The 15,553-nt window shown below is 64.6% G+C and carries 10 protein-coding genes; 4 read left to right on the top strand and 6 right to left on the bottom strand.

Annotation, left to right across the window (positions count from 1 at the left end):
• Position 1 precedes the first annotated feature (1 nt).
• Positions 2–910 carry an alpha/beta hydrolase gene (locus ACYCO6_RS00950; protein ID WP_459768487.1) on the top strand — a complete coding sequence of 303 codons (909 nt, stop codon included), beginning with the start codon at positions 2–4 and terminating at the stop codon, positions 908–910.
• Positions 907–2,388 (top strand): flavin-containing monooxygenase, encoded by a 1,482-nt coding sequence (locus ACYCO6_RS00945; RefSeq protein WP_459768486.1) that lies wholly within the window; start codon positions 907–909, stop codon positions 2,386–2,388. Before ACYCO6_RS00950 ends, ACYCO6_RS00945 begins: the two co-directional genes overlap by 4 nt.
• Before the next feature lie 55 nt (positions 2,389–2,443).
• On the opposite strand, the gene ACYCO6_RS00940 is transcribed toward ACYCO6_RS00945, so the two are convergent.
• Positions 2,444–3,694: a glycosyltransferase gene (locus ACYCO6_RS00940; protein WP_459768485.1), complete on the bottom strand. Its 1,251-nt coding sequence runs from the start codon at positions 3,692–3,694 to the stop codon at positions 2,444–2,446.
• A 506-nt stretch (positions 3,695–4,200) separates the two neighbouring features.
• On the opposite strand from ACYCO6_RS00940, the gene ACYCO6_RS00935 reads away from it, so the two are divergent.
• Complete coding sequence (locus tag ACYCO6_RS00935) at positions 4,201–5,265, top strand: glycosyltransferase family 4 protein (RefSeq protein WP_459768484.1); 1,065 nt, start codon at positions 4,201–4,203, stop codon at positions 5,263–5,265.
• A 41-nt stretch (positions 5,266–5,306) separates the two neighbouring features.
• Positions 5,307–6,305 (top strand): glycosyltransferase family 2 protein, encoded by a 999-nt coding sequence (locus ACYCO6_RS00930; protein WP_459768483.1) that lies wholly within the window; start codon positions 5,307–5,309, stop codon positions 6,303–6,305.
• Here the strand turns inward: ACYCO6_RS00930 and ACYCO6_RS00925 are convergent.
• The 5 genes from ACYCO6_RS00925 to ACYCO6_RS00905 form a co-directional block, all read right to left on the bottom strand.
• A complete protein-coding gene (locus tag ACYCO6_RS00925) occupies positions 6,276–7,733 on the bottom strand; it encodes a hypothetical protein (RefSeq protein WP_459768482.1) in 1,458 nt (485 codons plus the stop codon). The two genes, ACYCO6_RS00930 and ACYCO6_RS00925, sit on opposite strands and share 30 nt — an antisense overlap.
• A gap of 167 nt (positions 7,734–7,900) precedes the next feature.
• The gene (locus ACYCO6_RS00920) at positions 7,901–9,235 is read right to left on the bottom strand and encodes a polysaccharide biosynthesis/export family protein (RefSeq protein WP_459768481.1); all 1,335 of its coding nucleotides are present in this window, start codon (positions 9,233–9,235) and stop codon (positions 7,901–7,903) included.
• 47 nt (positions 9,236–9,282) lie between these two features.
• The gene (locus ACYCO6_RS00915) at positions 9,283–11,037 is read right to left on the bottom strand and encodes a polysaccharide biosynthesis tyrosine autokinase (RefSeq protein ID WP_459768480.1); all 1,755 of its coding nucleotides are present in this window, start codon (positions 11,035–11,037) and stop codon (positions 9,283–9,285) included.
• Between the two features lie 638 nt (positions 11,038–11,675).
• Positions 11,676–13,076: a mannose-1-phosphate guanylyltransferase/mannose-6-phosphate isomerase gene (locus ACYCO6_RS00910; protein ID WP_459773388.1), complete on the bottom strand. Its 1,401-nt coding sequence runs from the start codon at positions 13,074–13,076 to the stop codon at positions 11,676–11,678.
• A 96-nt stretch (positions 13,077–13,172) separates the two neighbouring features.
• Positions 13,173–14,318 carry a glycosyltransferase gene (locus tag ACYCO6_RS00905; RefSeq protein WP_459768479.1) on the bottom strand — a complete coding sequence of 382 codons (1,146 nt, stop codon included), beginning with the start codon at positions 14,316–14,318 and terminating at the stop codon, positions 13,173–13,175.
• Positions 14,319–15,553 lie beyond the last annotated feature (1,235 nt).

Here is a 15,553-nt window from a genome sequence, read left to right as displayed (position 1 = left end):
GATGGCCAGCCTGCGCGCCTATATCGGCACCTACATGGTCCGCAGCCGTGTCCGCGGCCCCCTCGCCAGGGCGCGGGACGCCGCCGCCTTCCGCCGCATCTTCGAGGCCCCGGCCTTCCCGGATCCCAAGGGCGTCACCTACGAGGCCGGCACGGTGGGCGGCGTGCGCGGCGAATGGATCCGGCCGAAGACGGGGCCGGGGCGACGGATGCTCTACATTCACGGCGGCGGCTTCATCGCCTGCTCGCCGCGCACGCATCGACCCGTGACGGGGGCACTGGCAAGCCGCGGCTTCACGATCTTCGCTCCCGACTATCGCCTCGCCCCGGAGTATCCCTTCCCGGCCGCAGTCGACGATGTGTCGGCCGTCTGGGCGGCGTTCAGCGCCGAGGGCGCGGCCTGCGTGGCGGGCGAATCGGCTGGCGGCAACCTCGCCCTGGTGATGATGGGCGAGGCCCGCGCCCGCGGCCTGCCGATGCCCTGGGCCGCGGCCCTGTTCTCCCCCGCCACCGACTTCGTCTCCGAGGACGGCTCGCGGGTTACGAATGCGTGGCGCGACGCGATGTTCGACCCGCAGGCGCTCGCCGCCATCCGGCCGATGTATCTCGGCCACGCGGACCCGCGCGATCCGCGCATCTCGCCGCTCTACGGAGATCCCACGGGTTTCCCGCCGCTGCTGTTCCATGTCGGCGAGCGGGAGGTCCTGCGCGACGACTCCGTCCGCATGGCCGAGCGCACCCGCGCGGCCGGGGTCGAGACGGAGTTGAAGATCTTCCCCGTCGTTGCGCACGCTTGGCAATTCGCCGCCGGAATGCTGCCGGAGGCGCGAACCTCGCTCGATGAGGCCGCCGCCTTCCTGAAGGCCCGTGCACCGAGGCCGCACGAAGCACCCGGGAGCCCCGTGCGATGACCGAGACTGCACGCCAAGCCGCCGAGCCGGGGACGCTGGCGGTTCTCATCGTCGGCGCCGGCTTCTCCGGCCTCGCCATGGCGATCCGCTGCCGGCAGGCGGGAATCGGTCCGTTTCTGGTGGTCGAGAAGAGCGACGGCATCGGCGGCACGTGGCACGACAACACCTATCCGGGGGCGGCCTGCGACGTGCCCTCGCACCTCTACTCCCTGTCCTTCGCCCCGAAGGCCGACTGGACCCGGATGTACGCCCCGCAGCCGGAGATCCTGGCCTACCTGCGCGAGACGGCCGAGCGTCACGGCCTTCTGCCCCTGATCCGGCTCGGGACGAACTTCAAAGGGGCGATCTGGGACGAGGCGCGGGCGCTCTGGCGCGTGGAGACGGATCGCGGCCCGATCATCGCACGGGCGATCGTCTCGGGTATGGGCGGCCTGCATCACCCGGCCTATCCGGACCTTCCCGGCCGCGACGCCTTTGCGGGTCCGGCCTTCCACACGGCGGCCTGGGACCACAAGGTCGACTTCGCCGGCAAACGCGTCGGTGTGATCGGCACGGGGGCGAGCGCGATCCAGGTGGTGCCGGAGATCGCCGAGATCGCCGCACATCTCACCCTGTTCCAGCGCACGCCGCCCTGGATCATGCCCAAGAATGATCGCGCCATCGCGGCGGGCGCCAAGGCCCGTTATCGGAACCTCCCCTTCGCCCGGCGCCTCGAGCGGGCGCGGCTGTTCTGGCTCCACGAGGTGCGCGCGCTCCTGGGCTTCACCAAGGTCTCGAAGCTGACCGGCCAGGCCGAGGGCCTGGCGCGCCGCCACTTGGCCAAGGCGATCCGAGATCCGGCGCTGCGGGAAAAGCTGACGCCGCGCTACCGGCTCGGCTGCAAACGCGTGCTGATCTCCGACGACTACTACCCGACGCTTCAGCGACCGAACGTCACCCTGGAAACCGACGGCATCGCGCGGATCACCGCAACCGGTGTCACCACCGAGGCCGGCCGCACGCACGCTCTCGACGTGATCGTCTACGCCACCGGCTTCGACGTGACCGCGACCTTCGCCCGCATGGACCTCGTCGGCCGCGGCGGCCTGCGCCTGACGGAAGCCTGGGCCGGCGGCATGGGCGCCTATCAGGGCATCACGATTGCCGGATTCCCCAACTACTTCATGCTTCTCGGGCCGAATACCGGCCTCGGGCACAACTCGGTCGTGTCGATGATCGAGGTCCAGGTACAGCACGTGCTCGATTGCCTGAGGGCCCTGCACCGAGGCACCCGAGCGATCGAAGTGCGCCCCGAGGCGCAGGCACGCTTCCTTGACCGGATCCGGACCCGGATGGCCGACAGCATCTGGCAAGCCGGCGGATGTCGCAGCTGGTATCTCGACGCGCAGGGGCGCAATACGACGCTTTGGCCAGACTCGGTGATGGCCTATCGCCGCAGCGCCCGCCGTGCCCGGCTGACGGATTACCGCCTCACCTGAGTTCGCGCCCCGTGTCTCGTGCCCGCCGGGCGGCCGGCAATCTCAGAACGCGGACTCATCGCGCATCGACGCGCTCGAGATCCGGCGGAAAGCATAGCTGGATCCAGCGGGAGAAGTCGGAATATGCGTGCTCCGACGAGAAGTTCCTCATGAAGATCTCCTCGCTGCGCACCTCCATGGCGGTCCGAAGCGAAGCGTCCGTCAGCACACGGATCGTCGCGGTGGCGTAATCCTGCGGCGTATCGGCGATCAACGCGGCACCGTCGAACTGGTCCGGAAGCGACGGATCGACCCCGAGCGAGGTCGTCACGACCACCCGCCCGTACCGAAACCCCTCGGCCACCTTCGTCTTGACGCCGGCACTGCCGGTGACGAGCGGAGCGACGACGACCTGGGCCCGGCTATACTCGTCTCCCAAGTCCGCGACTTCACCGACGAGGTGCACACCCGGCTGCGCCGCCGACAGATATTGGCAGACGCGGCCGACGATGCGCAGCCGGGCATCGGGAACCTGCCTCCGCACGGTCGGCCAGATCTCAGCCAGGAAATACTCGATGGATTGACGGTTCGGCGCCGTCTTGTTCCCGACGAACAGAACGGTCTTCGTATCCGGCGAACGTCCTGAGAACCGCGGCTCGAAGCCGATGCCGATGTAGAGAGGGCTCGCATTGACGGATGTGCGGGCGAACCGGTCCCGATCGAACCGGCTGCTGAACCCGAGGCCCAGGGTTCCCGATATGGGATCCGAGCTGATCACTGCCCTCTCGCGCGCGTTCGAACCGAAGTTCGCGTGATTGGCAACGAGCCGATTCTGGGACAGGCTGTATTCATCATGGTTGAGAAAACCGATCAGGTGAAGCCGCACGCCCTTAAACGCCGACCGGAACTCGCCGGCGCCCTCCACGTCGAAGCATTTCACGATCAAGCTTGGTGCCAAGGCCTGCAGATGCGCCTTCGTCCATCTGAGCTCCCTGGACCTCAGGCGGCGGGCGAGCCGTTCGATCATACCGTTGTGGCGCGAGCGGGTGAGGAAATTGAAGCCTGCCACCGCAAGGGCCTCGGGCCCGAAATAATGGCGCTTGCCGAGCCGAACCGTCCCGCGAACGATCCGCCTATAGTTTTCGTAAGTATATTTCGGCTCCAGGTAAATTCTTGGCCGGCCAAAATTGGACGTCAACGTGATCACGTCCCATCCGGACCGGATCATGAACTTCTTCAGTTGATCGAGATAGAGGCCGTCTCCTCCCGCGAAGGCGTCGTACGGCTCGCGCTGCCAAAAGACGACTGTTCTCGTAGCTCTATGCATTCGACGCTCTCGAAATCAAACGCACGCTTTCGAAATATCAGGAGGCGCCGGCAAACGGCCCACATCCGCGCGTCCGAAGCGACCTGCATCAACACGCAAAGCCCCCTCAAGCCACTGAGACATCACGCCCACAAACTTGAGAAATAGCCATGCCGAGAGGCCGATTCTCACGCGCATCTCAATCAACGAAGGGCCTCGACACAGAAGAAACGAGGGAAATAAAGCTCCCTACGCATCGCGGACAGGATTGCATTTTAGGGGACTTTCAGCGAAACTTCAATTGAGATCGCATCGAGCGTTATGGCGGCGATGCCGAGTGGATCGAGAGGTTCGCCGGCACCCTTTTAGCGCACTGACCATTGCAGATATCCGCCGGATTCGCCAGCCGAGAACACAATCCACATCCCCACTCACATCAATATTCACAGGATAATCCGCTGTACCAGCAAAGCAACGCCGCACATTTACCTGCAGGACGCGGGAGCAAGGCCCAAGGTCGAGACACAATGATTTCTGTGAACGGCGGAATATTGACCCAAGAGGTCACCGGAGTGCAACGCTATGCCTCGGAGATCCTGACGGCCATCACTGAGATCGCCACCGTGGAAGGCTGGACGCACGAACAGATCCGGGTGATCGGGATCGGCCCCCTCGAAAGTGAATCGATTACGCAGCCGGCGAGTCCGATTTCTACGCCTAGGATTCCGAGACCGATCTGGGCCCAGATCGTCCTGCCGTTCTTTGCCCGGGGCCCCCTGCTGTCGCTCGGCAACATCGGGCCCGTCGGTTACGGCAACCAGATCCTCTGCGTCCACGACGCCAATATCTATATCGTCCCTGACAGTTACACTTTCAGCTTCAGAACATATTATAGACTCATGCTGCCGATCCTGGCTCGTCGCGTAAAGCATCTGGTCACGGTGTCGAACTTCTCACGCATGATGCTGCAGAAGTACGGCGTCTCCGGGAACCGTGAGGTCCACGTCATCCCGAACGGCCACGAGCACGCCCTCCGCTGGGATGCCGGCAAATCCCGTCTGATCGCTCAGAACAATCTGAAGCGCCCGTTCGTCTTCATGATCGGAAGTCGTGCTCGTCACAAGAACACGCAAATCGTCGAAGCGATCGCTTCGGATCTCGATCAACTTGGGATCGACCTTGTGATCGCCGGCCGGTCCGGCGGTTATTTCCAGGGCATCGAACAGAGGGCTCGGAGCAACGTCATCATGCTCGGCCCGGTCTCCGACGACGACCTGGCCTTCCTGTACGCCCGGGCCCTGTGTCTGGCTTTTCCCTCCACCACGGAGGGCTTTGGGCTGCCGGCCCTCGAAGCGATGGCACTTGGCTGCCCGGTCGTATCGGCCAACGTTGCCAGCATGCCGGAGGTCTGCGGCGACGCGGCGCTCTACGCGGATCCCAACGATGCCCGGATGTGGTTCACGCAGATCAGGCGCTTGGCTCAGGAACCGGGCCTCCGGCGGCAGCTCGTCGATGCGGGCGTCAGTCAGTCCCGCAAGTTCTCTTGGACGGCGGGCGCACGCCAGTACCTCGAACTGGCCGCGTGCCGGTAGAGGGTGAAGAGCGCCAGGAATGCCGGAGGTGTGTAGCTTGATTGCCGCCCGATCCGACGGACGTTCAGCCCGCCCACAGAGTAGCGCAGCTTCTGGATATCGGACGTATGTTCAAGGAGTTTGACAGTGTGAAGCCGCCGGCAGGCTCACAATCGACCGCCGGCGGTGCTTTGGCTGTCGGGATCGCCACCGTCGGTCGCGCAGAGACGCTCCGCCGCACACTCGATTTCATCCGGCTCCAGACGCGGCGGCCGGACCGGATCGTCATCTGTGCTCCGCAGGATGCCGATGTCATGGGCCTGGAGGCGTATCCGGATCTGACGCTGATCGTGGGACCTCGGGGCCTGCCGATCCAGCGCAACGCGGTGCTGGACGCCGTGCGGGAGTGTGACCGTATCGTCTTTTTCGATGATGATTTTGTCCCGCATGCGGATTACTTGGCGCAGACGGAACACGTCTTCCAATCTGCCCCCGATGTGGTGATGACGACGGGGCTCGTTCTCAAGGACGGGATCCTCGGTCCTGGATTGCCATTCGACGATGCCGAGACTCTGATCGGGCGGGAGCCGATACTCCCGCCGGCAGATGTGTCGCGGATGAGCGAAGTCTACAACTCCTATGGTTGCAACATGGGGATCAATCTCGTCGTCGCCCGTCAGCACGCGGTGCGGTTCGATCAGACCCTGCCTCTCTACGCGTGGTGGGAAGACGTCGATTTCAGCCGTCGCATGGCGCGTTTCGGGCGAATCGTCCGCGTCCGCCAAGCGAAGGGCGTGCATCTCGGCACGAAGTCGGGGCGCCAGTCGGGCGTGCGGCTCGGATATTCCCAGATCGCCAATCCCGTCTACCTGCTGCGGAAAGGGACGTGCACGCCGCTGCGCGCCTCGGCGCAGATCACGCGCAATGTGCTCGCGAACCTCGCGAAATCCTTATGGCCGGAGCACTATGTCGATCGCCGCGGTCGAGTTCGCGGAAATGTCCGGGCCATCGCGGATCTCGTGAGCGGTCGCCTAAGCCCGATGCGCGTGCTCGACTTCTGAATTGATCACCGGCCAGCTCGCGTCTGCGTCGGCAGGAGGCTTGCCCGCCGAGACCCGGCTGTGCTGCGGAACGGATTGCGCGGCTGTCCGCCCGCAGGCGAGCCCGGAGAGGACGCAGAACACCAGGCCGAGATCGACCGACCCGCCGGAGACCGAGCCCGCCAGAACATAGGCGATGGCCCCTGAGGCGGCGGCCTCCCGCACACGCGCGACTTCGGGATCGCGATCGCGCTTGTCGAACACCATCAGGAATATGAAGCCAACGAAGGCCACGGCGCCGAAGACGCCGATATTTCCGAGCAGAGAGGTCGCGAAGCTGGAAGCTCGCACGCTGCCGATCCCCGCTCCGAGGCCATAAGTGTCGAAGAAATTGGTTATGGCCTGTTGGTTCCACATACCCCGCTCGATGCCCGATGCCGAGCTCATCTTATTGAAGAGCACGTCGTCGGCCATTTCCGACAACGCGATCAGCACGGAATCGAAGAATTGGAGCAGAATGGCCAGGAACAGGGCGGCGAACGGTGCGACGAAAATGAACAACGACATGTTGTACGTGGCACGCCCCCGCTGCAGTTTGTACAGACATTCCGCATAGGCAACGGCCAAGTACGCGATCGCGCCCGCATAGGCTGTGCTCGACGTCGAGATGAACAGGCTGAACATCAACAGGAACGATAAAATTCCGGAATAGCGGCTGCGGTAATGGCGTAGCCACAGGCTGAAGCTGGCGCCGAACAATCCGAGCGTCACGAAGGCGTAGGCGGATGCCTCCGGAAAGCTGCCGACCAGACGCTTGATGCCGAGGGCCACGTTGTCGTTCAGCATCGCGTAACTCGCGTTCCTGATCGGCCCCATGATCAGATCAGCGGTTCCGGTCAGGTACGTGACTTGGTCCAGGACCGCGAAGAACAGGTCGACGACACAGCAGAACAGAATGGCATTAGCCGTGATGAAAGCGGTCTCTCGACGCCGCGTGTAGGCGGCAACGATCATGAAGCAGATACAGTCGCCGATGAAGTAGACCATCTGCGTAAAATTGCCGGAATTCGGCATGAGTGGCATCAGAATACCCGTGCCCTCGCGATTGCCGAAGGTATAAGTCATGCCGGCGAACAAGCGCGGCAGAAACAGACCTGAGATCACTACATAGATGAGCATCAGGATAAGGAAGAATCCGGCGCGCGGCGGCGCGATCGCCGAGAACATCCCTTCGCGAATCCAGCGGTGACGCGAAAACTCAAGAAGAACAAAAATCAGCAATACGTGCGACGGAGGTATACTGGAACCGCCGACACTGGTCAGAATCGCGGCCGCCGCGGCCCCTAACAATGAGGTGGCCAGGAGCGTGTAGATGGTGAATGCAGGCCCGAACCAGAAACAGGTCAGACCCAGAAGGAGGGCGACGAAGCCGACCGGCTCAACGATCACGACGGACGAATCCCAAATGCAAGCCGCCGGAAAGCACCTATGCTCTCCGGCTCGGCCTCGGTTCGCGCGGACCTCTGCTGCAACATCGGACTTCTCCGCGCATCATGGGTGCCGCTCCAACCGGGCACGGGTGACGATCCCGCGGTCCGATCCGACCCGCAGCGCCCTCAATCGGCCTGCACTGAGGACCGCCGGTCCGGCGCATTCCTGCGGCTGTCACCATTGCGGCGGGCATTGGCGTTGGCGTTCGGAATCTGGACTTGCAGGACGTCCCCCGGCTCCAGGGCGGTCGCGGCGGACACGACGGTTGTCGATGTCGTGTCGCGCTTCGGATCCCGCCGGGTCAGGATGAAGATCGGCTGCGCTTCCTGGACCTCCCGGTCGGGATTTCCGACCACCGTCGGCCCTGTGACGTTGGCCTCGGCCATCAGGCTTTCCTGCAGCCCGACCTTCGAACGGTTCTGCTCGATTTCGCCGCGGATTTCCGTCAACTCGGCGAGGATCTTGGTGCGGCGCTCGTTCCGAACATCGTTCTGGGTCTGATCCGCCTTCTGGCGATCCTGCCGGGCGTTCAACGCGGCCATCTCGAAGTCCAGCTTGCGCGCCTCCGCCTCGGCGACGCTGCGCTCCAGAGCGAATTGGCGGGTCGAGAGAGCGAGACCCTGGCTGGTCAGGGAGGCGTAGGTCTGCAGTTCGCGCTTCGAAAGCTCGACCTGCTTGTTCTGGGAGGCGATCTTCCAGTCGAGCGTCTTGATCTGCTCGTCGAGAAGCGCCTTCAACGAGTCGGCGGCCTTGATCCGGGACGTGAACGCCTCGGCCCGGGCACGGGCAGCCGCTTCCTCGTCGGCGACCAGGCCCTGCACGTCGCGCCCCTCAAGTTCCTTCGGCACCTTGACGTCCACCCGGTCGGCGAGCTCGCTCTTCAGCCGCGCCTCGCGGATGAGTCCTCTCTGGAGGGCCAGTTGGCTCGATTCCAGCAGACCCTCGGCCGAGATGCGGTCGCGCTGCAGACCACCGGCCCGATAGAAGCCGCCGGCGATACCGACGGCCTGGAGCGTCGTGATGTTGGGCCGGTAGGGATAATCGCCGGGCTTCTCCACCGATCCGAGGATGTAGATCGGCCGGTAGGTTTCGACCTCGACCGAGATCTCGGGGCGCGTGGCGAGGCCGACCCTCTTCTGCATCTCGGCACCGATGGCCGCCGCCACCTCCGACGAGGTCCGGCCGTCGACATCGAACTCGCCGAGCATCGGCATCGAGATCCTGCCCGACGCCGTCACCGCATAGCTGTCGGACAGCGCCTCCCACTCGACCGCTTCGCCATTGCCCGGTCGCCACTCGACGACCTTGATCCGGACCTTGTCCTGAGGTCCGAGGCGGTAATCGTCCGCCTGCGCCAGGGAAGCCCCCAGACCGATGAGGCAGGCCAGAACGAGGGCCGAGAGGCCGGCCAGATGGCGTGCGCGATGCCGCAGCACCAAACGGGCGGCAGAGAGGGTCATACGGGCAATCCCAGCGATGGACGACGATACGGTCACCGGACACACTCTCATGTGGTCTTGTTGATCACGATGCCGAGAACCTCGGTGCGGGCAACCCGCAGATTCTCGAGACTGGTCGCAAGGTCCGGCAGCCTGGACTTCTTATGCTCGACGACCACGACCATGGCGTTCAGGAGCGGTGCGAGGGCGAAGGCTTCCGGAGAAACCTCCGTGCCGGGCAGATCGAAAACGATGAGATCGAACGTCTGGTTCAGGACATCGAGTTCGGCGAGATGCTGCTTGGCCGCGAACATCTCGGCGGGTGAAACAGGCGTCTCGGCGTTTCCGAAGGCCAGGAAGTACAGGTTCTTGTCAGCCCCGTACGGGATGACCGCTTGCGGCAGGATCACAGGATTGCAGAGATAGTCGGAGACGCCGAGCCGGGCCTCGGGCGCGAGACTGCGGCTCAGGGTCTGATCCTCGCCGCACAGATCCACGAGCAGCACCCGCATGCCGGACGAGGCGAGCAGCCTGCTGAGATGGAACGCGATCGTGGTCTTTCCCTCGTTGTGCCCCGGGGACGTGATGCCGAGCCGCTTCATCGGACGGCCGAGCAGCGCCGCGTTCACGGCGACTTTCAGGGCCCGCAGGTCGTTGGCGACCCGTGGCTCCTGTCCGATCACCTTGAGGCGACTGACGTCCTGGAGATACTGGCTCGCGCCGCCGCGCCGAGCGGAGCGACGCCCGGGCGCGCTGGCGACGGTGCCGAGCACCGGCACATGTGTCAGGTCCGTGACGTTGCGGACCGACTGGATCCGCTGGTCGGCGCCGCGCAGGGCCATCGAAATGCCGACGCCGGCCGCGGCACCGATCAAGCCCGCGAAGGCGACGGTCAAACCGACCTTCGGGAAGCTACGCCCCTGCGGCTTCGTGGCGGCACCGATGATGCGGGCATCCGGAACCGGGTACGTGATCTTCTGGACCGTCTCCAGCGAGCGCATCAAAAACGCGTCGTACAGGCGGCTCTGGGTCTGCGCCATGCTCTCCAGCTGGGCGAATTTCACGCTCCGATCCGCGGCGTTCTGCAGATCGCTCGTCGCCTTGAAGCGCTCAAGCGCCCCGCGCGACTCGGACATCTGATCGCGCAGTTCGTCGAGGCGCTCGTTCAGCCATTGGCTCGCCCGCCGCGCATTGTCGGCTTTGGCCGCGATATCCGCCTCGATGTAGGCTTCGAGGAGCGCATCCAGGATCCGGGTGGCCTTGGCCGGATCCACGGAGCTGAACTGGACGTCCAGCACCGAGGACTGACCGACGCGCCGCACCGCGACCCGGTTGGAGAAGGCATCGACCGCGTAGGTCATCCGCGCGGCGGCGAGATCCTGCGCCGGGGCCTTCTCCTTGCCGAGTGCCGCGAGCAGCGGAGCGTAGAAGGGCGGCTTCGGTTCCGGAAGCGCGAATTCCGGATCGTTCAGCAGATTGAGCTTCTGGATGACCGCCTCGGTGATCCGGCTCGTCTTGATGACTTGAATCTGGCTCTCGATGCGCCCAGCCTCGGTTTCGGTGACGCCAGCGTTGCGGCTGGACTCCATGAGCACTGCCGAGGCCTGGTTGGCCTCCAGCAGAATCTGGCCTGTGCTCGTATAACTCGGCTTCGCCACCATACAGAAGACGATCGCGAGCCCGACGAATACGGCAACCGAAGCAGCGACCACGGGCAATGCGGACCGCAGGAAGCGCAGGACATCACCGAAACCGATGGCGCTCTTGCGATCTTCAGCGTCGAGCGTCGGCAGAACATTCGGCCGGAAGCTCTGATTGTACATGATAACTCCCGATGCTTACCGCACGACGCCGGATTACGACCGCCAGAAAGTAATAATGACCCTTTTGCACGAATCGTGCTAGCCCGGTCATGCCGCGTGGTTCACCGAGTTGCCGCCTTCCTGAGCGGCTCACGGTAGATCGCACATTTGCGACATTATAATGGAAACACTCCTATTTAGCACGGCTATAGGTGTAAGGGCAGAACTGATCGAGAACCTTCCGTCAATTTCGCAGCCGGGCATTTACACATACATAGTGCCTAACCCTCGGCGAGACAGGTTGTCGCGCGTTCGGGGCGGCGCTGCAGAGTGAATTCTGGCTGGGCGTTTGCAGAATGGTTGTTCCGATCAGTCGATGAAGGGCATTTCGGCAAACAACCGGCGGTTGTCTATCGGGAAAAAGCGTCGTTGGGTTGCAGTTCTTGGGAGAAGGCCGCACTGGGCCTCCCGGATCATGGGCCGCGTGGGCCACAGAGTTCAAGCTCCCGTCCTGAACCGCTCTCGGCGCGGTCGATACAGCTCTCACGTGACAGAATCCGTCAGATCAGGGCTCAGACGCCGGATCCGGCGGGATTGCGCTCGGATCCAGCCCTCGAACGAACCCGAGTGACCTTCGGCGGCAGGGCCGGCGGTCTCGTTCAGCGTCCGTAGATATCCTCGACGCGGATGATGTCGTCCTCGCCGGTGTAGGAGCCGACCTGGACCTCGATCAGCTCCAGCGGGATCTTGCCGGGGTTGGAGAGGCGATGCATCGAGCCGATCGGCAGGTAGACCGCCTCGTTCTCGTGGACCAGCACCACGCGCTCGTCGATGGTCACCTCGGCCGTGCCGCGCACCACCACCCAGTGCTCGGCCCGGTGGTAGTGCTTCTGCAGCGACAGCCGCCCGCCCGGCACCACCTGGATCCGCTTCACCTGGAACCGCTCGCCCAGGTCGATCCGCTGGTACCAGCCCCACGGCCGGTACATCCGCAGATGCGCGTCCGCCTCCGGCGCGCCCGAGGCCCGCAGCGCATGGACCAGCTCCTTGACCTGCCCCGACTGCGCCTTGGACGCCACCAGCACCGCGTCGGGGGTGGAGACCACCACCACGTCCTCCAAGCCGACCACCGCGGTCAGGCCCTCGCCCTGGCTGTGCACCAGGCTGTTCTTCGTCCCGATCAGCGACACCCGGCCCCGCACGGCGTTGCCGGCCTCGTCGTGCTCCAGCACCTGCCAGACCGCGTCCCAGGTGCCGACATCCGACCAGGCAAACGCCACCGGCAGCACCCCGGCCTGCGCGGTGCGCTCCATCACCGCGTAGTCGATCGAGATCTTGGGCGCCTGCGCGAACGCCGCCGCATCCAGCCGCACGAAGTCGAGATCGGTCACCGCCGCCTCCAGGGCCGCGCGCGCGGCGGACAGCACCTCCGGCACGAACGCCTCCAGCTCAGAGAGCATCAGGTCGGCGCGGAACAGGAAGTAGCCCGAGTTCCACAGCGCGCCCTCGGCGATCAGCGCCTCGGCGCCGGATCGGTCGGGCTTCTCGACGAAGCGGGCGACGCGGGCGGCGCCGGGCACCTGCGCGATCGGCTCGCCGCGGCGGATGTAGCCGTACTCGGTGGCCGGCCGGTCGGGCTCGATGCCCAGCGTCATGGTGTAGCCGGCCCGCGCCCCGGCGGCCGCGCGCTGGACCGCGTCCACGAAGGCGGCTGTGTCGGGCACGACGTGGTCGGCGGCCATGACCAGCACCACGGCCTGCGGATCGGTGCGCGCCGCGTGCAGCGCCGCCACCGCCACGGCCGCGGCCGAGTCGCGCCCCTGCGGCTCGAGCAGGATGTCGGCGGCAAGCCCGAGCTGGTCGCGCTGCTCGGCGACGATGAAGCGCGCCTCCGCCGAGGCGATCACGGTCGGGCGGGCGAACACGGCCGCGTCCGCCACCCGCTCCAGGCTGGCCTGGAAGGTCGAGACCCGCGCGTCCACCAGCCGGGCGAACTGCTTGGGCATGCTCTCCCGCGACGCCGGCCACAACCGCGTCCCCGTCCCACCGCACAGGATCATGGGATAGACCGGCTCGGCATTCTCAGACATCCAATCGGACCTCTCACAAACTGACGTTTTCAATTCAATCTTGAAAAATTAGCCGCATGCTAGGAACTATTGAACCAGATAAGCCCGGCTCTGCTCACGGTGGCTCCTAGAGGAGACTCCCCCCCTGCGCTTCAAGACCGTGTCGACGAAGCGCTCGATCTCGTCCGAGAAGCGGCCGACGTTGAATTCGGACGCCCGGCGTGCGATCCGGCCGGGATCCAGCGCGATGGCCTTGCAGCGATGGATGGCGTCGATCAGCGCGTCGACGGATTGTTCGTGGAAGAAGGTTCCGGTCACCCCGTCGATGACGGTTTCCGTGACGCCCCCCTTTCCGTAGGCGATCACGGGCCGCCCGCTCGCCATGGCCTCGACGGGAACGATGCCGAAATCCTCTTCTCCCGGGAAGATCAGAGCTTGGCATCGTGCGTAGTGGTACTTCAGCACGTCAAAGGGCTGGGGACCGAGAAGCTTGACGTGGGGGCCCGCCATCCCTTGAAGCTCGCGGAGCATTTCCCCGCCCCCGATCACGATGAGCGGCTTCTGCAGCCGATTGAACGCCTGGATTGCCAGTTCCGGCCGTTTGTATCGCACCAGTTCCCCGACCATGAGGTGGTAATCGCCGATCTCGCTCTCCGGAACGGTCTCGAACGCGGACGTATCGACGGGTGGATGAATGACCGCCGCTTGGCGACGGTAATATGTCTCGATACGGCGAGCGACGGTGGCTGAATTGGCGATGAATTCGTGGACACGTCCTGCCGAAATCGCGTCCCAGTTCCTGACGTAATGAGCGGCCGGCGGCATCAGCAAGCGCGTGAAAAGACCTGTCCGCTCGCGATAGTCGTGGTACATGTTCCAGACGTAACGCATCGGCGAGTGACAGTAACAGATATGAATCGCGTCAGACGGCGGGATAATACCCTTCGCCGGCCCGGACTCGCTGCTGATGATCAAATCATATCCCCTCAGATCGAGCTGCTCGAGGGCCATCGGCATCAGCGGCAGATAGGATTTGTATTTCGTGGCGGAAAACGGAAGCCGGTCTATGAACGACGTTTGGACCCGGTGAGCATTGATGACCGGCGACATGGATTGCGGAGCATAGACATGCGTGAAGATGTCGGCTCCCGGATAGAGATTGCACAGCGCCTCGACGACTTTCTCTCCGCCTCGCATCCCGACAAGCCAGTAATGGACGATTGCAACTTTCATAAATTATGCCCTAGCAGATACAATCGCCGGAAGACGCAGCTTACACGGCCATGCCGGACATCGACCCTGCGCAGAGCGCTCGATCGCGCCGGGCGCAGGCCCGTTTCGTCCAGCCTGACCTGACGCCAGACCTTCAGAGCAGCGGGCTGCCATCCGTTGCCGGGCGGTTCGGGGAGGCACTGGCCGGGGGCGCGGCTTCCTCAAGGCCCCCCTCTCAATCTGGTGTCATCGACAGCGAACGGCATCCCTCGTCCGCCCCCACGGAGCTCTCCGAATGCCGGAGGCCCATTCAACGCCTGGGCTCCCGATCGGGCTGTCCGGTACGAGGACAGCTGCAGCGCCCCGCCTGCGCGGAGGCCCACGAATTCGACCGGCAAGGGCCGCTCGACCGCGCATGCATCCGGCACAAGCACCGCTTCAGGCGTCAGAAACATCAGAAGCTCCACATTCGCACAGGCTCATGCATGTCGCGTGTCGTTGGGCGGCCTCAGCCGAACATCGAAGTCCTGCCGCGCCCGCCCGGGACACAGCCCGCGCGCCACCGCAAGAGGTCGGAGCGACTCTCCGGCGCGGAACACGAGCATCCGCTTGCATCCGAGCCGAAGCGGCGGCAACCTGCCCCTTCCAAGCCCACACGTCGGACCGGTAGGCCGAGCTCTCCGGCCCGATTGGCAGCGAGCCAAACATAGGGCGCCATGACGGCCTTGTCATGGCTACCGTGTGCCGAGGATTGAAAAGGTCGCTCTATTGAGCCCACATTTACGCGCGCAAATCGCGCGTTTTCGATTTGCGACAGGCACTTGCGCCACCCCTGACGGGCACCATCCAGCCTCACCGCTCCCATGCCCGAGTGCCGATCCGGCACCTTGTCGATCCATGTCGGGCGTCCGGGAGCGTACCGAACCTTCGATACGCGGCCATACGTCGAGCGAACGGCCCATCGGCGGGGCGACACCCCCGCCGGTGAACCTCGTCCTGCCCGATCATGCGCGCCCAGTCGCCGTCGTTTCCACCTGTACGACGCCAACGTCGTTCCGGCCTTCCTATCGAACATCCTCGGCAGGCCAGCGGCAGCTGAAGCCGGGCCCCGGTTCGCCCCACGGTGGGAATCGAGGTACCCCGCAACGCACGCGCGTGCGCCGCACAAGCTGCGCGAGCAATCGCGCAACTCTGCCGCGTGGCGACACTAGGATGTCTCGCGGCAATGGACGGCCCGTGCCATCGCCCACTCAAAT

Source organism: Methylobacterium sp. CM6257, assembly GCF_054611515.1.
The sequence above is the reverse complement of the archived record's forward strand: the minus strand, read 5'-3'. Positions and strand labels throughout refer to the sequence as shown.

Coding starts and splice junctions, on each gene's coding strand:
- ACYCO6_RS00915 (WP_459768480.1), bottom strand. CDS start 11,037: ATGTACAATCAGAGCTTCCGGCCGAATGTTCTGCCGACGCTCGACGCT.
- ACYCO6_RS00945 (WP_459768486.1), top strand. CDS start 907: ATGACCGAGACTGCACGCCAAGCCGCCGAGCCGGGGACGCTGGCGGTT.
- ACYCO6_RS00920 (WP_459768481.1), bottom strand. CDS start 9,235: ATGACCCTCTCTGCCGCCCGTTTGGTGCTGCGGCATCGCGCACGCCAT.
- ACYCO6_RS00910 (WP_459773388.1), bottom strand. CDS start 13,076: ATGATCCTGTGCGGTGGGACGGGGACGCGGTTGTGGCCGGCGTCGCGG.
- ACYCO6_RS00905 (WP_459768479.1), bottom strand. CDS start 14,318: ATGAAAGTTGCAATCGTCCATTACTGGCTTGTCGGGATGCGAGGCGGA.
- ACYCO6_RS00950 (WP_459768487.1), top strand. CDS start 2: ATGGCCAGCCTGCGCGCCTATATCGGCACCTACATGGTCCGCAGCCGT.
- ACYCO6_RS00935 (WP_459768484.1), top strand. CDS start 4,201: ATGATTTCTGTGAACGGCGGAATATTGACCCAAGAGGTCACCGGAGTG.
- ACYCO6_RS00940 (WP_459768485.1), bottom strand. CDS start 3,694: ATGCATAGAGCTACGAGAACAGTCGTCTTTTGGCAGCGCGAGCCGTAC.